The following is an 18,676-nucleotide window of genomic DNA, read 5'->3' as shown; positions in this document are numbered from 1 at the left end:
CGGCCACCCGCTGATGCGCACTCAACGCCCGTCGGGCCCGCGTCTGCCGGCGCCGGTAGCCTGCTGAGCGTGGCCCTCTACCGCAAGTATCGACCGGCAACCTTCGCCGAGGTGGTGGGGCAGGAGCACGTCACCGAACCGCTGTCGATCGCCCTGGAAGCCGGCCGGATCAACCACGCCTACCTGTTCTCCGGTCCGCGCGGCTGCGGCAAGACGTCGTCCGCGCGCATCCTGGCCCGGTCGCTGAACTGCGCCCAGGGGCCGACGGCCACCCCGTGCGGGGTCTGCGAATCGTGCACGGCGCTTGCTCCGAACGCCCCCGGCAGCATCGACGTGGTGGAGCTGGACGCCGCCAGTCACGGCGGCGTGGACGACACGCGGGAGCTGCGGGACCGCGCGTTCTACGCGCCGGCGCAGTCGCGCTACCGGGTGTTCATCATCGACGAGGCGCACATGGTGACCACCGCGGGGTTCAACGCGCTGCTCAAGATCGTGGAGGAGCCGCCCGAGCACCTCATCTTCATCTTCGCCACCACCGAGCCGGAGAAGGTGCTGCCGACGATCCGCTCGCGCACCCACCACTACCCGTTCCGGCTGCTGCCGCCGAAGACCATGCGGTCGTTGATCGGGCGGATCTGCGAGCAGGAGGGCGTCGCGGTCGATGACGCGGTGTTCCCCCTGGTGATCCGCGCCGGCGGCGGCTCTCCGCGCGACACGCTGTCGGTGCTCGATCAGCTGCTGGCGGGCGCCGAGGGCGCCCACGTGACGTACCCGCGGGCGCTCGGGCTGCTCGGCGCCACCGACGTCGCGCTGATCGACGACGCCGTGGACGCCCTTGCGGCGGGCGACGCCGCCGCGTTGTTCGGCGCGGTGGAGTCGGTGATCGATTCCGGCCACGACCCGCGGCGCTTTGCCACCGACCTACTGGAGCGGTTCCGCGACCTCCTGGTCCTGCAGGCGGTTCCCGACGCGATCAGCCGCGGGGTGGTGGACGCGCCGGAGGACGTGCTCGACCGGATGCGTGACCAGGCGACCCGCCTGGGGCCGGCCACCCTGACCCGCTACGCCGAGGTCGTGCAGGCGGGCCTCGGCGAGATGCGCGGCGCGACGGCCCCCCGGCTGCTGCTCGAAGTCGTCTGCGCGCGGCTGCTGCTGCCTTCGGCCAGCGAGACCGAGTCGGCCCTGCTGCAGCGCGTCGAGCGGATCGAGACCCGGCTCGACATGTCCATCCCCGCCTCCGAGGCGGCCGCCGCGCACCCGCCGCACCCGGCGGTGGCCGCACCCGCGCGGACCCGCAGGGAGCCGGCCCCGCCCAAGGAGCACGTCCCGCCCAGGTCCGCTCCGCCCGTTCCCAAGCCGGAGGCGGTTCCCGAACCGGTCCCGGCACCCCCGGTGCCCGAACCGGTCGCCGCGCCGATCGCCGAACCGGCCGCCGCCGCGGGCGAACTCAACGCGGCCGCCGTGCGAACCATGTGGCCCACGGTGCGCGACAAGGTGCGCCAGCGCAGCCGCACCACCGAGGTCATGCTGGCGGGTGCCACCGTCCGCGCCCTCGAGGACAACACGCTGGTGTTGACGCATTCGTCGGCACCGCTGGCCAAGCGGCTGTGCGAACAGCGCAACGCCGACGTCATCGCCGAAGCGCTCAAGGACGCGCTGGGCGTCAACTGGCGGGTGCGCTGCGAGGTCGGCGCCGCCGCCCCGGTCGAGTCGGCGCCCCCGCCCACGCGGGTCGAGGAACCGGCGCCCGACGTGGCCCCGCGTGACGACGAAGAGGAACACATGCTCGCCGAGGCCGGACGCGGGGAGCCGTCGGGACCGCGGCGCGACCCCGAGGAGGTCGCGCTGGAGCTGTTACAGAACGAGCTGGGCGCGCGCCGGATCGACAACGCCTGAGCGGGACTGTGAGCTAGGGCGTCCACCACGGTCGCAGCGGCAGCTGGTCGTCGCCCCGGGAGTCGACGTTGGCCGCCAGCACGTGGTGCAGTTGCAGGTTGTTCTGCTCGAACGCCACCCGCGAGGCCGCCATGTAGAGGCCCCAGACCTTGGCGGTGGCCAGCCCGACCTCGTCGACCGCTTCGTCCCAGTGCTCGACCAGGTTGCGGCACCAGTCCCGCAGCGTCATCGCGTAGTGATGCCGGAAGTTCTCCTCGTGCAGCACCTCCAACCCGACGTCCTGCACCTCGGTGATGATGCGGCCGGAACCGGTGAGCTCCCCGTCGGGGAAGACATACCGGTCGGTGAAGCCACCCGCGAACGAGGTCGACTTGTTGTCGTGGCGGGTGATGCAGTGGTTGAGCAACAGGCCGCCGGTGCGCAGCCTGGACTTCAGGAACCCGAAGTAGGCCGGGTAGTTCTTGACGCCGATGTGCTCGGTCAACCCGATCGAGGACACGGCGTCGAACCCGCGCTCGCCAATGTCGCGGTAGTCCGAATGCCGGACCTCGGCAAGATCGGTGAGCCCTTCGTCTTCGATCGCGCGTTGCGCCCATTTCGCCTGCTCACCCGACAGGGTGGCACCGATCACCCGGACCCCGCGCCGCGCGGCGAAGCGCACCATGCCGCCCCAGCCACAGCCGACGTCGAGCAGCCGGTCGCCCGGTTGCAGCCTCAGCTTCTCGAAGACCAGCCGGTACTTGTTCTCCTGGGCCTCTTCCAGGGTCGCGTCGGCGTGGGGATAGACCGCGCACGTGTAGGTCATCGACGGGCCGAGCACCCATTCGTAGAAGGTGTTGGACACGTCGTAGTGGTGATGGATGGCCTCGGCGTCGCGGGTCTTGGTGTGCATGAGCCCGTCGGCGATCCGGCGCCACCGCGGCGGGGTCTCCTGTGGCGGCGGGGGGATCGGCACCAGCCGATCCAGACCCATCGAACGCACCACGTTGGCGAGCACCCGCGCGGGCGGCCGCTTGAACTGGACGCGGTCGGTCAGCGTCTTGAGCAGTCGGTACGGGTCTCCCGGGTGGACGCCGTACAGGTCCAGGTCACCCGCCACGTACGCGCGGGCGAGGCCGAGCTCGCCGGGAGCGGTCGCCAGGTAGGTGGCGCCCCGCGGGGTCCGAAGGTCCAGGCCCAGTTCGGCATCCTTGTTGCCCGCGATGCTGCCGTCGTAGGCGGTGAACTTCAACGGATACCGCCCGGTCGCGGCGAAGACCGCCAGGATCTCCGCCATGCTCATTTTTCCGGTGGTGGCGCGGTGGGGTTCTTTGGTGGTCGTCATCGCCGCTGTACCGCCTTTGCGTAGAGGTCGAGGAGACGGGAATCGGGATCATAGGTCTTCTTGACGGTGTTGTAGGCCTCGCCGCCGTACAGCTCGTCGAATTCCTCGCGGGTGTAGTAGGAGTCGGAATACAGCGACTTGTGCCCGTCGAGTTCGCTCACCTTCGCTTCGATCGTCCGGTTGGTTTCACCTTCCGTCGCGCCCGCCGGCACCGAGGACCAAAACCCGACATTGACATACGTGTGGTCCGGCCGCATCGGATACAGCGGCCAGCCCTCGTCGTCGCGCAACCGCAGCGGGCACAGCCAGATCGGGGTGATCGGCACGTTGTCCAGGAACCACTCCAGGAACTCGCAGGTCCGTTCGACCGGCACCTCGACGTCTTGGACCACCCGCTCCCGCGGGGGCCGGCCCTTGCGCTTCTCGATCCGGTCCGCGACGCCGAAGCGCTGGTCGATGGCGACGAGCTTCGAGTAGACGCTGCTGCGCCGGTAGCTCCGCGGCCACCACCGCCGTATCCGGGGGTTCTGCACGCCGAAGGCGCGCGAGCACCAGAACCAGTCGGTGTCCCAGCGCCAGAAGTAGTCGTGTGTCGTCAGCCGGTCGTCCTTGGTGGCTTCCACACCGGGGGAGTCGTGCCGGATCGACTGGTAGTAGATGTCCTTTCCGGTGTAGTCGCTGACCGGTCCCGGGGTGGTGGTTCGCCGGCCGACGCACAGGTAACTCTCGTCGGCGCCGAACACCACCCCGTCGAGATAGTCCACCGGGGTGCCGCCCTGCCCGCCGGTGTCGATGATGCGTTCCATCGCCGCGATCAGCGCCGGCAGCGAGCGGAACCGGATGTGCCGCAACGCCACGAACGGTGCGACGGGCTCCAGCTCGATGCGCAGCCGGGTCGAATAGCCAAGTGTCCCATAGGAATTGGGGAAAGCCCGGAACAGGTCGGGATGCTGTGTGCGCGACGCGGTGAGTAATTCACCGGCCCCGGTGAGGATGTCCATGTCCAGCACCGATTCGTGGGGCAGGCCGTTGCGGAACGACGCCGACTCGATGCCCAGGCCGCTGACCGCACCGCCGAGGGTGATGGTCTTCAGTTGCGGGATGACCAGCGGCGACAGGCCGTAAGGCAACGTCGCGGCGACCAGATCCTCGTAGGTGCACATGCCGGCCACGTCGGCGGTACGGGATTCGGGATCGACGCTCAGCACGCCGGTCAGCCCCGACGTGTCGAGGCCGGGGGCGTCGCGTTTAGCGCGGGCGCGGAACAGGTTTGAGGTCGGCTTGGCGAGCCGGACGGCGGACGTTGCGGGGATGGATCGATAACTCGCCATCAACCGGTCAACGCCCGACTTGTGCGCCGAGAGTGCAGATCCTGGGGCAGGCACCACATATACCCTAGTCTTCGACCACAGCCCGTGCACCCGCGCGCGGGCGGCATAGCTTCAGGAGTTTGTCTTGGGACAGGTGAGTGCTGCCAGCACGATTTTGGTCAATACCGAGCCGGCTGCCACGCTGGCGGCCGTCGCGGACTATCAGACGGTGCGCCCGAAGATTCTGTCCCCTCAGTACAGCGACTACCAGGTGTTGCAGGGCGGCCAGGGCGCGGGCACGGTGGCCAAGTGGAAGCTGCAGGCGACCAAATCGCGCGTCCGCGACGTGCAGGTCGACGTCGACGTCGCCGGCCACTCCGTCATCGAGAAGGACGCGAACTCGTCGATGATCATCAACTGGACCGTGGCCCCCGCCGGACCCGGCTCCAGCGTGACCGTGAAGACCACCTGGACCGGTGCGGGCGGCATCAAGGGGTTCTTCGAGAAGACCTTTGCGCCGTTGGGGCTGAAGAGGATTCAGGGCGAGGTGCTGGCCAACCTGAAGAACGAATTGGAAGGCTCGGCCTAGCTAGCGCGCCTGGCCCTGCGAGGCCAGGAAGCCCGCGACGCCGCGGACCATCGCGTCGGCGTACTTCTGCCTGCCTTCCGCCGACTCCATCAGCGCCGAGTCCGCGGGGTTCTTCATGTTGCCGCACTCGACCAGGATGGACGGGTACTGCGCCAGGTTCAGCCCGGTCAGGTCCGAGCGCCCGTACAGCCCGCTCTGGCCGATGTAGTTGGCCGGCGGGATCCCGGAGGCCTGCATCTGGTCGCGCATGATCCGCGCGTACTGGACCGACGGCCCGGCCTGCACCTGGTTGAGCGGCGGGGCCGAGTAGTTGACGTGGAACCCGCGGCCCGACGCCGGCCCCCCGTCGGCGTGGATGCTCAGGACCGCGTTCGGGTGCAGCGCGTTGGCCATGTTGGCGCGCTCGTCGACGCACGGCCCCAGCCCGGTGTCGTTCCCGCGCGCCATCGCGGTCCGGACGCCGAGGGCGTTCAACTCCTGGCGGACGCGCAGCGCGGTGTCCCAGGTGAAGGTGTGTTCCGGATAGCCGCTGTTGGTCGACGTCCCGCTCGCCTGGCAGTCCTTGGTGCCGCCGCGGCCGGTGGGCACCTGACGACTGATCGATGCGTCGTTGGCGCCGTTGTGGCCGGGATCGATGAAAACCACCATCCCGGCGATGTTGGAGGGGACACCCCACGCGGACGGGGTGATCGCCGTCGAAGCGGCAACCAGCACACCGATGACCAACCTGACGCCGACACGCCTGCTCACTCGTAGGTCCACGGCGCAAAGGTAGCCTCGCGCGGTCTACGCTGGGTGTTTCGAATCGCCGGACACCCGCAGGCGAAACCAACTCGAGACCAAGATGCGAGGGGACTGTCATGCAACCCGGAGGTGACATGTCGGCGCTGCTGGCCCAGGCGCAGCAGATGCAGCAGAAGTTGATGGAGGCCCAGCAACAGCTCGCGAACGCCGAGATACACGGGCAGGCCGGCGGAGGCCTGGTCAAGGTGACGGTCAAAGGCAGCGGCGAGGTGGTCGCGGTGCGGATCGATCCCCAGGTCGTCGATCCCGGGGATGTCGAGACGCTGCAGGACCTGATCGTCGGCGCCATGGCCGACGCGTCCAAGCAGGTCACCCGCATGGCTCAGGAACGGTTGGGCGCGCTGGCCGGCGGTTTGGGCGGCCCGCCCCCGGGCCAGCCTCCGGCGCCGGCGCCGGAGCTCTAGACCCTCCGCCGACATGTTTGAAGGACCCGTCCAGGATTTGATCGACGAGCTCGGCAAGCTGCCGGGTATCGGGCCCAAGAGCGCGCAACGCATCGCCTTCCACCTGTTGTCCGTCGAACCGCCGGACATCGACCGGCTGACCGCGGCGCTCGGGAAGGTCCGCGACGGCGTGCGGTTCTGCGCGGTGTGCGGCAACGTCTCGGACAACGAGCGCTGCCGGATCTGCTCGGACCCCCGCCGGGACGGTTCCCTGGTGTGCGTCGTCGAGGAGCCGAAGGATGTCCAGGCCGTCGAGCGCACCCGCGAGTTCCGCGGCCGCTACCACGTGCTGGGCGGTGCGCTGGATCCGCTCTCCGGGGTGGGGCCCGAGCAGCTGCGGATCCGCGAGTTGCTGAGCCGGATCGGGGAGCGGGTCGACGACGTGGACATCGCCGAGGTGATCATCGCCACCGACCCCAACACCGAGGGCGAGGCGACCGCCACCTACCTGGTGCGGATGCTGCGCGACATCCCCGGGCTGACCGTGACACGGATCGCCTCCGGCCTGCCGATGGGCGGCGACTTGGAGTTCGCCGACGAACTGACGCTGGGCCGCGCCCTGGCCGGGCGCCGGGCGATGGTCTGAGGATCGGTCAGGACTTAATCAATCGGAACGGTCGGGTGACGGTCGAGCCTGGACCGCCACACCCGTCCGACGTGGTCGTCCGGCCCTCACCGGCAAGCGACACGGCGTCGAAGCTGTAGTCGACGGTTGCCGGGACCGAGGCTCCGTTCGCGCACGGCGCCTGCGTCGCGCCGCTGTGGGTCCAGCGTCCGTTCGCGAGGTCGAACTCCCAGCTGATGACGAACGTCCCGCCGTCTTGCGAGGTTGCCAGCGTGCAGTCCGACCCGCACGGGGCGAACAGCCAGTAGGTCGACTTGTCGCTGTCGGTATAGACCACGGTGTACCGACCGCTCGGCACCTCCGGGGCAGCGTGCGCGGGCACCGGCGTAAGCAGTGCGGCCGCGACGAGCAGGGCGCCGCCGCCCGCCCACCCCGGCCGGCTGCTTCTGGCGATGTCTTTCCTCATGTCAGCGCGCCGCCAGTCGCTCCCGGCGCAGCAGGTCGACCTCCGGGAGGTCCAGCGGTGCCAGGTCACCGACCACCTTCCCGAGCAGCAGGTCGGCCAGCTCGGGATTGCGGGCCAGGCACGGCCCATGCATGTAGGTGGCGACGACGCTGCCCTGCACCGCGCCGTCGTAGCCGTCGCCCGCCCGGTTGCCGGCGCCCTTGGTCACCGCGCCCAGCGGCGACGCGGCGGCGCCGAGCACGGTGCCGCCCCGGTGGTTCTCGAAACCGGTGAGCCGTTGGGTCAGGCCGGGCAGCAGCGGCTTGGTGATCAGTTCGCCGATGGTGCGGGCCTCCTGCGGCGACGTGGTCGCGTCGAGCAGGCCGACGCCGTCGACCCGTTCACCCGCCGACGTCTCATACCACTGCCCAAGCACCTGGACCGCGGCGCAGATCGCCAGCACGGGCGCGCCACGTTCGGCGGCGCGCTGCAGCCCGGGATGCTTGATCAGGTGCCTGGTGGCCAGCCGCTGGGCGTAGTCCTCCGCCCCGCCCAGGGTGTAGAGGTCCAGCGAGTCCGGCACCGGGTCGGCCAGCGTGATCTCGACGATGTCGGCGGCGATGCCCCGCAACCGCAGCCGCTGGCGCAGCACCAGCGCGTTGCCACCGTCGCCGTAGGTGCCCATCACGTCGGGCAGCACCAGGCCGATGCGCACGGTCGAGTCAGCCATGACGCCCCAATGCCCGTTGCAGCTGGAGGAACGCGGTGTAGTTGGCGACGACCTCGATCCGGCCGGGCGGGCAGGACGCGATGGCGGCCAGGGTGTCGTGCACCAGGGCGTGGTCGACGCCCGCATAGCCGAGGCGCACCGCGAGGTCGGTGCCGCGTTCCCCGGCGGCGACGACCGCGGTCTTCTCGAAGTGTTCGAACCGCACGTCCCACAGCCAGGACAGGTCCTCGCCGTCCGGCACCTGACCGTTGACCGCGATGACCACCCCGGCCGCGTGCTTGTCGACCATCGACAGCGCCTCCTGCCATCCGGCGGGGTTCTTGGCCAGCAGGATGCGCGCTTCGTGGTCGCCGATGCGGACGGTCCGGTAGCGCCCGGCGACCTCGTCGACCCGGCCGACGGCCGCGACGGCCCGGGCCGGGTCCGCGCCCAGCGCGACGGCCGCGGCGACGGCCTGGGCGGCGTTGCCGCGGTTGACCGCGCCCGGCAGCGCCAGCCGCATCGGCAGGGCCAGCCCGTCGGGCCCGTACAGCGTCTCGTCGTCGAACCACCACTGCGGGCTGGGTCGCTTGAAGTCCGCGCCGGTGGAATACCAGTGGCCCTTCTCGCGGACGATCACCTCGCCGCTGCGCGGGCAGCTGACCGAGTCGTTCGCCCACGAGCCGCCCGCGGCCACCCACACGACGTTCGGGCTGTCGTAGGCCGCCGACGTCATGAGCACGTCGTCGCAGTTGGCGACGACGACCGCCTTCGGGTGCCGCGCCAGCCCCGCTCGCAGCGTGCGCTCGATGACGTTGATCTCGCCGACGCGGTCCAGCTGGTCGCGCGACAGGTTGAGCAGCACGACGACCGCGGGGTCGACGGCATCCGACACGTGGGGCACATGCATCTCGTCGACCTCGAGGGCAGCCAGCGCCGCCTCGCGATTGGCGGCCAGCGCCGCGACCAGGCCGGCGTCCATGTTGGCGCCCTCGGCATTGGTGGCCACCGAGCCCAGGGTGCCGAGCGCGGCAGCGGTCATCCGGGTGGTGGTCGACTTGCCGTTGGTGCCGGTGACGACGACGGTGCGCCGTCCGGCCGCGAGCTGGCGCAGCACCGACCGGTCCAGGGTCATCGCGATCAGCCCGCCGATCATCGCCCCGGCTCCGCGTCCGCTCACCCGCGACGCCCAGCGCGCGCTCGCTCCCGCGGCGAGGGCCAGACGTGCGCGGGTGGTGATCACCCGCGCAGTTTAAGGGCGATCGCAAGCGCGGTGCAGAGTGCCGGGCGCTGCGGGTCGCCCTCATCGAATTCATCGACCGACACGGCCGCGAAGCGACCCGGCGATGTCGGTCGGACGTGCCATTCTCAAGTCATGAACGGCATGTCCTGGGGTAGGCCGGCCGGCGAGCCGGTCGGGGGGTGGGCCGTCATCGACGTCGAGACGTCGGGCTTCCGGCCGGGTCAGGCACGGGTGATCAGCCTGGCGGTGCTGGGTCTCGATTCCGACGGCCGCGTCGAGCAGTCGGTCGTCAGCCTGCTCAACCCCGGCGTGGACCCGGGCCCCACCCACGTGCACGGCCTGACCACCGCCATGCTGGAAGACCAACCGCAGTTCGCCGACGTCGTCGACGACGTGGTGAAGGTGCTCGACGGCCGCACGCTGGTGGCCCACAACGTCGCGTTCGACTACGCGTTCCTGGCCGCGGAAGCCGAGCTCGCCGAGGCCGAACTGCCCGTCGACTCGGTGATGTGCACGGTCGAGCTGGCCCGGCGGCTGGACCTCGGCCTCGACAACCTGCGGTTGGAGACCCTCGCGGCGCACTGGAGTGTCACCCAGGAGCGGCCGCACGACGCCTTCGACGACGCACTGGTGCTGACCGGTGTGCTGGCGTCGGCGCTCCAGCGGGCGCGTGAACGCGACATCTGGCTGCCGGTGCATCCGGTGACCCGGCGCCGGTGGCCGAACGGCCGCGTCACCCATGACGAACTGCGCCCGTTGAAGGTGCTGGCGTCGCGAATGCCCTGCCCGTATCTCAACCCCGGCCACTACGTGTGCGGCAGGCCGCTGGTGCAGGGCATGCGGGTGGCCCTGGCGGCCGAGGTCGGGCGCACCCACGAGGAACTCGTCGAGCGGATCCTGCATGCCGGGCTGGCCTACAGCGACGCCGTCGACGGGGAGACGTCGCTGGTGATCTGCAACCATCCCGCCCCGGAGCAGGGCAAGGGCTACCTGGCGCGCCAGCTGGGCATCCCGGTGATTTCCGACTCGCAGTTCATGGACTCCATCCGCGCCGTGGTCGGCGGCACCAGCATGGAGGAATTCACCGACACCACCGGGGTGGATCAGCAGCTCGCGCTGTTCTGACGGTCCAGCCCGCCGCGCCGCGGAAGCGCCAGGCGTCGGATGCGGGGGTCTAACGCGACGCGCGGTTGACCGCGGACACGACCGCCCGCAACGACGCGGTGGTGATCGACGGCGCGATGCCGACGCCCCAGACGGTCTTGCCGTTGACCGACGCCTCCACGTACGCCGCGGCCTGCGCGTCGTCACCGGCGCTCATCGCGTGCTCGGAGTAGTCCAGGACCGCGACGTCGAACCCCACGTCACCCAGCGCGTGGACGAAGGCCGCCAGCGGGCCGTTGCCGGCGCCGTTGATCTCGGTCTCGATCCCATTGACCTTCACGGTCGCCGCGATCGTGGTGCTGCCGCTGTCCTCCTCCGACGCCTCGACCCGCTGTTTCATCCGCTCCAGCGGCCACACCGGGGCCAGGTACTCCTCGTAGAACGCGTCCCACATCTCCTTGGGGGAGACCTCGCCGCCCTCGCCTTCGGTGATCTTCTGGACCACCTGGGAGAACTCGATCTGCAGCCGCCGCGGCAGGGCCAGGCCGTGGTCCGACTTCATGATGTAGGCGACCCCGCCCTTGCCGGACTGCGAGTTGACCCGGATCACCGCCTCGTAGGTGCGCCCGACGTCCTTGGGGTCGATCGGCAGATACGGCACCTGCCAGAGCATGTCCTCGACGTCGGAGTCCGCCGCGTCCGCGTCGATCTTCATCTGATCCAGGCCCTTGTTGATGGCGTCCTGGTGGCTGCCCGAGAACGCGGTGTAGACCAGGTCCCCGCCGTAGGGGTGACGCTCGTGCACCGGCAGCTGGTTGCAGTACTCCACGGTGCGGCGGATCTCGTCGATGTTGGAGAAGTCGATCTGCGGGTCCACGCCGCGGGAGAACAGGTTGAGCCCCAGCGTCACCAGGCACACGTTGCCGGTGCGCTCGCCGTTGCCGAACAGGCAGCCCTCGATGCGGTCGGCGCCGGCGGCGTAGCCCAATTCGGCTGCGGCGACGGCCGTTCCGCGGTCGTTGTGCGGATGCAGGCTCAGGATGACCGATTCCCGGTTGGCCAGGTTGCGGCTCATCCACTCGATCGAGTCGGCATAGACGTTGGGGGTGGCCATCTCTACCGTGGCGGGCAGGTTGAAGATGATCGGGTTGTCCGGGGTCGGCGCGATGATCTCGCCGACGGCGTCACACACCTGCCTGGCGTACTCCAGCTCGGTTCCGGTGTAGGACTCCGGCGAATATTCGAAACGCCATTGCGTGCCAGGGTATTTGGCGGCCTCCTCGACGCACTTGCGCGCGCCCTCGGTGGCGATCGCCTGCACGGCGGCGCGGTCCGCGCGAAACACCACGCGGCGCTGCAGGATTGACGTCGAGTTGTAGAAGTGCACGATGGCCCGTGGCGCGCCGTCGCACGCGGCGAAGGTGCGCTCGATGAGTTCCGGGCGGCACTGGGTCAGCACCTGGATGGTGACGTCATCGGGAATGGCCCCGTCGGTGATGATCTCGCGGACGAAATCGAAGTCGGTCTGGCTGGCCGAGGGGAAGCCGACCTCGATCTCCTTGTAGCCCATGCGCACCAGCAGGTCGAACATGCGGCGCTTGCGGGCGGGGCTCATCGGGTCGATCAGCGCCTGGTTGCCGTCGCGCAGGTCCACCGCGCACCACAGCGGCGCGCGGTCGATGACACGGTCGGGCCAGGTGCGGTCGGGCAGCCGGATGGGTTCGACCTCTTCGGCGAAGGACCGGTACCGGTTGACCGGCATCGCCGAGCCCCGCTGGGGATTCCAGGCGGGCTGCCCCGGCCGGGGCGGTCCCGCGGGTTGGGTGATGGTTCGCGCCGAGGTGTAGGCGTCGGGGTTGGAAGTCACGGTAGTTGCTCCGGGGGTGTCAGAAGGAACCTCAGACCGGCGCATCGCGAACACCCGCGACGGGAAGCCGGTCTGGATCAGACCCCGTCGCGGCGTCCGAGGAGGAGCACCCGCTGCACGCCGAAAACTCTACCGCGCTCGGCGCCCCGAGCGAAAATTGCGCGACAACTCGGCGAAAACCGCAGGTCGGGGCGGCCGGTATCGCGGCGTAAACCGCTATGCGCAGCCACGTATTCTGTTCTGGACTCAGAACGTGCCCAAGGGCGGGAAGAATGCGGGAACAATAACGTGGCGCTCGTCGTGCAAAAGTACGGCGGATCCTCGGTGGCCGACGCCGACCGGATCCGCCGCGTCGCCGAGCGCATCGTCGCGACCAAGAAGCAGGGCAACGACGTCGTCGTGGTCGTCTCCGCGATGGGCGACACCACCGACGACCTGATGGACCTGGCCCAGCAGGTGTGCCCGGCGCCGCCGCCGCGGGAGCTCGACATGCTGCTGACCGCCGGGGAGCGCATCTCCAACGCGTTGGTGGCCATGGCGATCGAATCGATGGGCGCGCAGGCGCGGTCGTTCACCGGCTCGCAGGCCGGCGTCATCACCACCGGCACCCACGGCAACGCCAAGATCATCGAGGTCACGCCGGGCCGGCTGCAGGAGGCGCTCGACGAGGGGCGCATCGTGCTGGTCGCCGGATTCCAGGGCGTCAGCCAGGACACCCGTGACGTCACCACGCTGGGCCGCGGTGGCTCGGACACCACCGCCGTGGCGCTGGCCGCCGCGCTGCACGCCGACGTCTGCGAGATCTACACCGACGTGGACGGCATCTTCACCGCGGACCCGAGGATCGTGCACAACGCGCGCCGGCTGGACCGGGTGACCTTCGAGGAGATGCTCGAAATGGCGGCGTGCGGCGCCAAGGTGCTGATGCTGCGCTGCGTGGAATACGCCCGCCGCTACAACATTCCGGTGCACGTCCGCTCGTCGTACTCGGACAAGCCGGGCACCGTCGTCATCGGATCGATCAAGGACATAGCCATGGAAGACCCCATCCTGACCGGAGTCGCGCACGACCGCAGCGAGGCGAAGGTGACCGTCGTCGGCATCCCCGACATCCCCGGCTACGCGGCCCGGGTGTTCCGGGCCGTCGCGGACGCCGACGTGAACATCGACATGGTGCTGCAGAACGTCTCCAAGGTCGAGGACGGCAAGACCGACATCACCTTCACCTGCTCGCGGGACAGCGGGCCCACCGCGGTGGCCAAGCTGGACGCGCTCAAGGACGAGATCGGGTTCACCCAGCTGCTCTACGACGACCACATCGGCAAGGTGTCGCTGATCGGCGCGGGCATGCGCAGCCACCCCGGCGTCACCGCGACGTTCTGTGAGGCCCTGGCCGCCGTCGGCGTGAACATCGAACTGATCTCCACCTCCGAGATCCGTATCTCGGTGCTGTGCCGCGACACCGAACTAGACAAGGCCGTCGTGGCGTTGCATGAGGCGTTCGGTCTCGGCGGGGACGAGAAGGCGACGGTGTATGCGGGGACGGGCAGGTAGAGATGGGCGCGAATAGCGTGTCAATAGGCGTTGTAGGCGCCACCGGCCAGGTGGGCCAGGTGATGCGTAAGTTGCTCGACGAGCGGGACTTCCCGGCCACTGGCGGCGAGTTAAAGGTGCGGTTCTTCGCGTCCGCGCGCTCGCAGGGGCGCAAGCTGGAATTCCGCGGGCAGGAGATCGAGGTCGAGGACGCGGCGACCGCGGACCCGACCGGGCTGGACATCGCGCTGTTCTCCGCGGGCAAGACGATGTCGCTGGTGCAGGCGCCGCGGTTCGCCGCGGCCGGGGTGACGGTGATCGACAATTCGTCGGCTTGGCGCAAGGACCCGGACGTGCCGTTGGTGGTGTCCGAGGTCAACTTCGACCGGGACGCACACCGCAGGCCCAAGGGCATCATCGCCAACCCCAACTGCACCACGATGGCCGCCATGCCGGTGCTCAAGGTGCTGCACGACGAGGCCGGGCTGGTGCGCCTGGTGGTCTCGAGCTATCAGGCGGTGTCGGGCAGCGGCCTGGCCGGGGTCGAGGAGCTGGCGACGCAGGCGCGCGCGGTCATCGACGACGCCGAGCGGTTGGTGCACGACGGCTCCGCGGTCGAGTTCCCCGCTCCCACAACGTACGTCGCGCCGATCGCGTTCAACGTGGTGCCGCTGGCCGGCTCGCTGGTGGACGACGGCTCCGGCGAGACCGACGAGGACCAGAAGCTGCGGCACGAGAGCCGCAAGATCCTCGGCATACCCGAGCTGGCGGTGAGCGGAACCTGCGTGCGGGTGCCGGTGTTCACCGGCCACTCGCTGTCGATCAACGCCGAATTCGCCCGGCCGCTGTCGCCCGAGCGCGCCCGGGAACTGCTCGAGGTGGCGCCCGGCGTGAAGGTGGTCGACGTGCCGACCCCGTTGGCGGCCGCCGGCGTCGACGAGTCGCTGGTCGGCCGCATCCGACATGACCCGGGTGTGCCCGACGGGCGCGGCCTGGCTCTGTTCGTCTCGGGGGACAATCTGCGCAAGGGGGCGGCGCTGAACACCATCCAGATCGCCGAGTTGCTGGCCGCCCAGCTGTGATCCGCGGGTGAGCACCGCGCATACCCGACTGGTCGCGCGGTGCTCGCTTGCACTGACTCTGTTTGCGCCACAATGGTTTTCGGTTGCCCGCGCCGACCCGCCGGCACCGGCCCCCGAGCCCATCGTGGGCCCGCTGGCACCCGGTCAGGTGTTGCGGATCGGTCCCACGGCAGGCACCGGCACGCCCACCGGCGACTACGGCATCGGGGCGACCGACCTCTGTGAGTTCGTCGAGTTCCCCACCGAACTGTTGCAGGTCTGCGGCGACAGCTTCGCCGGCCAGGGCGTCGGGTTCGGCGGCTGGTACGCGCCGGTGGCGCTGCACGTGGACACCGCGTCCGTCGACGACCCGGCCGGTGTGCGCTACACCGGCGTCACCGGGATCGGCAATCCGCTGCTGGCCGACCCCACTCCGCCGGGCGCCTCGCAGCTGCCCGCCGGGGTGGTCCAGATCAACCGGCGCAACTACGTGATGGTGACGACGACGAAAAACCTCGAGCCGCAAAGCTCACGGCTGGTGACGGCCGAGCCCGCGCGGGCGGGGTGGCAGACCATCGCCGGATCGCGGCGGCCCGCGTCGTATCAGGGTGGCTCGCAGACTCAAATCAGCGGCTACTACGACCCGATCCCCACCCCGGACTCGCCCACCGGGTGGGTGTACATCGTCGCGGACAGCTTCACCCGCAGAGACCCCGTTCTGCTGTACCGGGCCACCCCGCAAGGGTTTACCGACCGGTCCCGCTGGCAGGGCTGGGCGGCCGGCACGCACGGCGGCTGGGGCAAGCCGCCCACCCCGCTGTGGCCGGACGCCGTCGGCGAGTTGTGCATCCGGCAGATCGACGGCAAGGCCGTGCTGTCGTACTTCAACGCCGTCACCGGCAACATGGAGGTCCGCGTCGCCGACGATCCGACCGGGCTGGGCGACGCACCGGTGACCACGGTGGTGCAGCACGACGAGTGGCCGGATCCCGCGGAGAGCCTGCCGCCGCCCTACGACAACCGGCTCGCGCAACCGTACGGCGGGTACATCTCGCCCGGCTCCACCCTGGACGAGCTGCGAATCTTCGTGAGCCAGTGGGACACCCGGGCCCGGGTCGCGGCGCCGTACCGGGTGATCCAGTTCGCGGTGAACCCGTTCAAACCGTGATCAGTGGCCCGAGTTGTGGGCCAGATCGATCGCGTACTGGCTGACGAAGGTGCCCGCCGGTGGATCGCCGTTGTCGCATGTTCCGTCGGATTCGCCCGGGCGTTTGATCCACAGATAGGCGTCGGCGTGCGCGCCCGCGGTGGCCGTGGTGGGCGGGGTGCCCAGCGCCCGGCCGCTGGGGTTGCACCAGTTGAGCCTGGAGTCGGGCGCCGGTCCGACGCCGTTGCGCGACGTGTCGATCACGTAGTGCGAACCGTTCGTCAGCCCGGAAATCGCTTCGCCGTAACCGATTTCGTCCTCGGTGGTGTAGAAGTTCGCGGTGTTGACGCTGAAGCCCCGCGCGTGGCCGACGTCGACCTGGTTGAGCCTGGCGGCCATGTCCTCGGGGCTGTGCCACCGCAGGTGGCCGGCATCGACGTACACGGCCGTGGCCGGGTTGCGCGCCAGGGTGTCGACGGCGTAGCGGATCAGGTCGTAGCGTTCCTGGCGCTGGTCGGCGGACAGGCAGTCGGCCATGGCGAGCGCGTCGGGTTCGAGGATGATCGCCGTTCGGGTGCCGCCGACGTCGTTGGCGATGCCGCTGATCCACCCGCGGTAGTCGTCGGCCGTCGCGAGCCCACCCGCGGCGAAGCTGCCGCAGTCGCGGTGCGGGATTCCGTAGATCGCCAGCACCGGGATCGCGCCGGCGGCCTGCGCGTCGCCGGTGTACTTCGCGATCGTGGCCGCGGAAGAGCCCGGGACGATCCAGTACGCCTGCGGCGTATTGGCGATCGCGGTCAACTCCGGGCTCGGCGGGTCGGCATGCTGCGCGGCGCGCATCGCCGCCGAGTTGGGGTTGACGTAGAACGGCATGCCGGCCAACGGGTTCGCATCGTCGGCCAGGCGCACCGCCGGCGCGGGGCCGGCGTGCGGCGGGCCGGCAAGAAGGCCGATGGCGGCAACCGTGAGGAGGGGGCCGATCCAGCGCGCGACCGCGCCGGCAGCTGAGAACATCACGTCAGGGAAATTAGTGGGTCCGCGGCGCCGAACGCCAATCGTGGGGTCACACTGCTGCCATGGAATTCGTCAGCGCCGATCCGGTCCTGGCCGTGCACGACCTCGACAAGGCCGCCAACTGGTTCCACAACGTGCTCGGCTGCACGATCACCGAGCCGGACCCCGGCAATTGGATCTTCTGCACCGCGGGGTCCGTGACCTTCCGGCTCGGTCGGTGCCCCCACGCCCTACCCGGGTCCGAAGTCGGCGACCACAGTTACCTGGCGTACCTGACGGTTGTCGGTGTGGATGACTACCACCGGCGCGCCCTGGCGGAGCGTGCCGAGGTCATCAAACCGCCGCGGACCGAGCCGTGGGGCAGGCGGGAGATGGGGCTGAGGTCCCCGGAAGGGCACCGCTTCATGTTGTCCGAGCCGGCCCAGGCTGGCTCGGGCGGCTCACGCGTATCCGGGCGTGAGATCGGCGCGTTTGACCAGCTGAAGACGGGGTTTGACCTCACAGCTGCTACATAAGGAGCGCATAGCCGCAACTAGTGTTAACGGCTTCATCATTTGTCTCATGAGTGAAACACCTGAAACCCCCACTGTGCGGTCCGCCACCGCAACTGCACCGGTCGCCGCGGAAGCCGCGGCGGCATACCGCGCCCCGCGCGTCTTCCAATTCGCCGCGTGGGTCGCCATCGTCGCCGGGATCGTGTTCATCGTCGCGGTCGTGTTCTTCACCGGCTTCATCCTCGGCCACCGCGGCGGCCACCACGGTCACCACCATCACAAGCACCACGCGGCGTTCATGCACCCGCACCGCATGGGCGGTCCGGGCGGCCCCGGCGCCGGCGGACCGGCCGGCATCCAGCAGGGCGGACCCGCGCCGGCGACCCCCGGCGCCCCCGGCCCCAGCCAGATTCCGTCGTCGGTCGCCCCGGCCAGGTAGTCCAACCCGTCCACCGAACCACCAGCAGCCCGGTGCTCAGCAGAGCACCGGGCTGCCCGTCGTTGGGTCAGCGCCGGGGATTCACAGCAAGTTTGTGGTGCCGAACCTGTTATGCCCGCCGCGCCCCCGGGCATCATTCAAGGCATGAGCGAGACACCCGAACCGTCGCCGACCCCGCCGCCGTCCGCACCAGTGCCACCCCCGCCGCCGTTCCCCGAGCGGGTGAAGCCCCCGAGGCTGTACATGGCCGCGGCGTGGGTGGTCATCGTCGCCGGGATCGTCTTCATCATCTCCACCGTGTTCTTCGCCGGTGCCTTCGTCGTCGGGTACTACCACCACTGCCACCATCACCACGGCCAGATGTTCACACCGGGGGGCGGCCCCGAGGGGCCCGGACCGGGCAACGGGCCGTGGGGGCCGGGATACGGCCCCGGGCCGTGGGGGTCGGGCGGGCCCGGCCCTGGCGGCCCCTGGAATTCCGGCGGGCCCGGTTTGATCGTGCCCATGCCCCCCGGCGGCCCGGGTGGACCCGGCGGTCCGGCGGGCGGCCCCGGTCTGAGCGGTCCCGGTGGGCCGCCGGCCAGCCCGACGCCGGGCGCACCCGCACCGCGCCCGTAACGGGTGCGCGCAGAGTTATTGGCGCGCGGGAATTTTCATCGTCAAAGCCGAGCCCAGCAAATGAGGAGAGA

At 70.0% G+C, this 18,676-nt stretch carries 19 protein-coding genes; 11 read left to right on the top strand and 8 right to left on the bottom strand.

All coding sequences use genetic code 11. The annotated features are described in order from the left end of the window. The first annotated feature begins 69 nt into the window (after window positions 1–69). The gene (locus A5692_RS23450) at window positions 70–1,896 is read left to right on the top strand and encodes a DNA polymerase III subunits gamma/tau (protein ID WP_068060595.1); all 1,827 of its coding nucleotides are present in this window, start codon (window positions 70–72) and stop codon (window positions 1,894–1,896) included. Window positions 1,897–1,909: 13 nt separating this feature from the next. Here the strand turns inward: A5692_RS23450 and A5692_RS23445 are convergent, their stop codons facing one another. Continuing rightward, window positions 1,910–3,220, bottom strand: coding sequence for a class I SAM-dependent methyltransferase (locus tag A5692_RS23445; protein WP_197514547.1), 1,311 nt, complete (start codon window positions 3,218–3,220; stop codon window positions 1,910–1,912). Next, the gene (locus A5692_RS23440; RefSeq protein WP_068060591.1) at window positions 3,217–4,608 is read right to left on the bottom strand and encodes an FAD-binding oxidoreductase; all 1,392 of its coding nucleotides are present in this window, start codon (window positions 4,606–4,608) and stop codon (window positions 3,217–3,219) included. The genes A5692_RS23445 and A5692_RS23440 overlap by 4 nt, the downstream gene beginning before the upstream one ends. A 67-nt stretch (window positions 4,609–4,675) precedes the next feature. Here A5692_RS23440 and A5692_RS23435 point away from each other — a divergent pair, with 67 nt between their 5' ends. Continuing rightward, window positions 4,676–5,119 (top strand): SRPBCC family protein, encoded by a 444-nt coding sequence (locus tag A5692_RS23435; RefSeq protein WP_068060588.1) that lies wholly within the window; start codon window positions 4,676–4,678, stop codon window positions 5,117–5,119. On the opposite strand, the gene A5692_RS23430 is transcribed toward A5692_RS23435, so the two are convergent. After that, window positions 5,120–5,881, bottom strand: coding sequence for an Rv3717 family N-acetylmuramoyl-L-alanine amidase (locus tag A5692_RS23430; protein WP_068060585.1), 762 nt, complete (start codon window positions 5,879–5,881; stop codon window positions 5,120–5,122). It lies immediately after the preceding gene. Between the two features lie 98 nt (window positions 5,882–5,979). Between A5692_RS23430 and A5692_RS23425 the strand changes: the two genes are divergently transcribed. Then, on the top strand, window positions 5,980–6,327 hold the full coding sequence (locus A5692_RS23425) for a YbaB/EbfC family nucleoid-associated protein (RefSeq protein ID WP_068060582.1): 348 nt from the start codon (window positions 5,980–5,982) through the stop codon (window positions 6,325–6,327). Between the two features lie 13 nt (window positions 6,328–6,340). After that, the gene (gene recR / locus A5692_RS23420; protein WP_067922274.1) at window positions 6,341–6,952 is read left to right on the top strand and encodes a recombination mediator RecR; all 612 of its coding nucleotides are present in this window, start codon (window positions 6,341–6,343) and stop codon (window positions 6,950–6,952) included. A gap of 7 nt (window positions 6,953–6,959) precedes the next feature. Here the strand turns inward: recR and A5692_RS23415 are convergent, their stop codons facing one another. From A5692_RS23415 to A5692_RS23405, 3 genes are read right to left on the bottom strand one after another with little or no spacing between them, the layout of a single operon-like run. Further along, window positions 6,960–7,397 (bottom strand): hypothetical protein, encoded by a 438-nt coding sequence (locus A5692_RS23415; protein ID WP_068060579.1) that lies wholly within the window; start codon window positions 7,395–7,397, stop codon window positions 6,960–6,962. A gap of 1 nt (window position 7,398) precedes the next feature. Further along, window positions 7,399–8,106: a type 1 glutamine amidotransferase gene (locus tag A5692_RS23410; RefSeq protein WP_068060576.1), complete on the bottom strand. Its 708-nt coding sequence runs from the start codon at window positions 8,104–8,106 to the stop codon at window positions 7,399–7,401. Then, a complete protein-coding gene (locus A5692_RS23405) occupies window positions 8,099–9,328 on the bottom strand; it encodes a Mur ligase family protein (protein WP_068060573.1) in 1,230 nt (409 codons plus the stop codon). Before A5692_RS23405 ends, A5692_RS23410 begins: the two co-directional genes overlap by 8 nt. Before the next feature lie 132 nt (window positions 9,329–9,460). Between A5692_RS23405 and A5692_RS23400 the strand changes: the two genes are divergently transcribed. Beyond that, the gene (locus A5692_RS23400) at window positions 9,461–10,453 is read left to right on the top strand and encodes a DEDDh family exonuclease (RefSeq protein ID WP_082963034.1); all 993 of its coding nucleotides are present in this window, start codon (window positions 9,461–9,463) and stop codon (window positions 10,451–10,453) included. A 49-nt stretch (window positions 10,454–10,502) separates the two neighbouring features. Here A5692_RS23400 and leuA read toward each other — a convergent pair whose 3' ends face one another. Further along, window positions 10,503–12,344, bottom strand: coding sequence for a 2-isopropylmalate synthase (gene leuA, locus A5692_RS23395; protein ID WP_197514546.1), 1,842 nt, complete (start codon window positions 12,342–12,344; stop codon window positions 10,503–10,505). Window positions 12,345–12,587: 243 nt separating this feature from the next. Here leuA and A5692_RS23390 point away from each other — a divergent pair, with 243 nt between their 5' ends. From A5692_RS23390 to A5692_RS23380, 3 genes are read left to right on the top strand one after another with little or no spacing between them, the layout of a single operon-like run. Next, on the top strand, window positions 12,588–13,853 hold the full coding sequence (locus tag A5692_RS23390; protein ID WP_068060567.1) for an aspartate kinase: 1,266 nt from the start codon (window positions 12,588–12,590) through the stop codon (window positions 13,851–13,853). A 2-nt stretch (window positions 13,854–13,855) separates the two neighbouring features. Next, the gene (locus A5692_RS23385; protein WP_068060564.1) at window positions 13,856–14,914 is read left to right on the top strand and encodes an aspartate-semialdehyde dehydrogenase; all 1,059 of its coding nucleotides are present in this window, start codon (window positions 13,856–13,858) and stop codon (window positions 14,912–14,914) included. A 7-nt stretch (window positions 14,915–14,921) separates the two neighbouring features. Then, the gene (locus tag A5692_RS23380; RefSeq protein ID WP_068060561.1) at window positions 14,922–16,061 is read left to right on the top strand and encodes a DUF4185 domain-containing protein; all 1,140 of its coding nucleotides are present in this window, start codon (window positions 14,922–14,924) and stop codon (window positions 16,059–16,061) included. Here A5692_RS23380 and A5692_RS23375 read toward each other — a convergent pair whose 3' ends face one another. Then, the gene (locus A5692_RS23375) at window positions 16,062–17,057 is read right to left on the bottom strand and encodes a glycoside hydrolase family 6 protein (protein ID WP_068060558.1); all 996 of its coding nucleotides are present in this window, start codon (window positions 17,055–17,057) and stop codon (window positions 16,062–16,064) included. Window positions 17,058–17,116: 59 nt separating this feature from the next. On the opposite strand from A5692_RS23375, the gene A5692_RS23370 reads away from it, so the two are divergent. The 3 genes from A5692_RS23370 (at window position 17,117) to A5692_RS23360 (ending at window position 18,605) form a co-directional block, all read left to right on the top strand. Then, the gene (locus A5692_RS23370) at window positions 17,117–17,569 is read left to right on the top strand and encodes a VOC family protein (protein WP_068060555.1); all 453 of its coding nucleotides are present in this window, start codon (window positions 17,117–17,119) and stop codon (window positions 17,567–17,569) included. Window positions 17,570–17,615: 46 nt separating this feature from the next. Then, window positions 17,616–17,987 (top strand): hypothetical protein, encoded by a 372-nt coding sequence (locus tag A5692_RS23365; protein ID WP_068060552.1) that lies wholly within the window; start codon window positions 17,616–17,618, stop codon window positions 17,985–17,987. Window positions 17,988–18,131: 144 nt separating this feature from the next. After that, window positions 18,132–18,605 carry a hypothetical protein gene (locus tag A5692_RS23360; RefSeq protein ID WP_068060887.1) on the top strand — a complete coding sequence of 158 codons (474 nt, stop codon included), beginning with the start codon at window positions 18,132–18,134 and terminating at the stop codon, window positions 18,603–18,605. The last annotated feature ends 71 nt before the right edge of the window (window positions 18,606–18,676 follow it).

The organism is Mycobacterium sp. E342 (assembly GCF_001667665.1).
Classification (GTDB): domain Bacteria; phylum Actinomycetota; class Actinomycetes; order Mycobacteriales; family Mycobacteriaceae; genus Mycobacterium.
Note: the sequence above shows the minus strand (reverse complement) of the source record. Positions and strands in the feature narration are given on the sequence as shown.

Coding starts and splice junctions, on each gene's coding strand:
- A5692_RS23410 (WP_068060576.1), bottom strand. CDS start 8,106: ATGGCTGACTCGACCGTGCGCATCGGCCTGGTGCTGCCCGACGTGATG.
- A5692_RS23425 (WP_068060582.1), top strand. CDS start 5,980: ATGCAACCCGGAGGTGACATGTCGGCGCTGCTGGCCCAGGCGCAGCAG.
- A5692_RS23370 (WP_068060555.1), top strand. CDS start 17,117: ATGGAATTCGTCAGCGCCGATCCGGTCCTGGCCGTGCACGACCTCGAC.
- A5692_RS23400 (WP_082963034.1), top strand. CDS start 9,461: ATGAACGGCATGTCCTGGGGTAGGCCGGCCGGCGAGCCGGTCGGGGGG.
- A5692_RS23360 (WP_068060887.1), top strand. CDS start 18,132: ATGAGCGAGACACCCGAACCGTCGCCGACCCCGCCGCCGTCCGCACCA.
- A5692_RS23365 (WP_068060552.1), top strand. CDS start 17,616: ATGAGTGAAACACCTGAAACCCCCACTGTGCGGTCCGCCACCGCAACT.
- A5692_RS23445 (WP_197514547.1), bottom strand. CDS start 3,220: ATGACGACCACCAAAGAACCCCACCGCGCCACCACCGGAAAAATGAGC.
- leuA (WP_197514546.1), bottom strand. CDS start 12,344: ATGCGCCGGTCTGAGGTTCCTTCTGACACCCCCGGAGCAACTACCGTG.
- A5692_RS23415 (WP_068060579.1), bottom strand. CDS start 7,397: ATGAGGAAAGACATCGCCAGAAGCAGCCGGCCGGGGTGGGCGGGCGGC.
- A5692_RS23385 (WP_068060564.1), top strand. CDS start 13,856: ATGGGCGCGAATAGCGTGTCAATAGGCGTTGTAGGCGCCACCGGCCAG.
- recR (WP_067922274.1), top strand. CDS start 6,341: ATGTTTGAAGGACCCGTCCAGGATTTGATCGACGAGCTCGGCAAGCTG.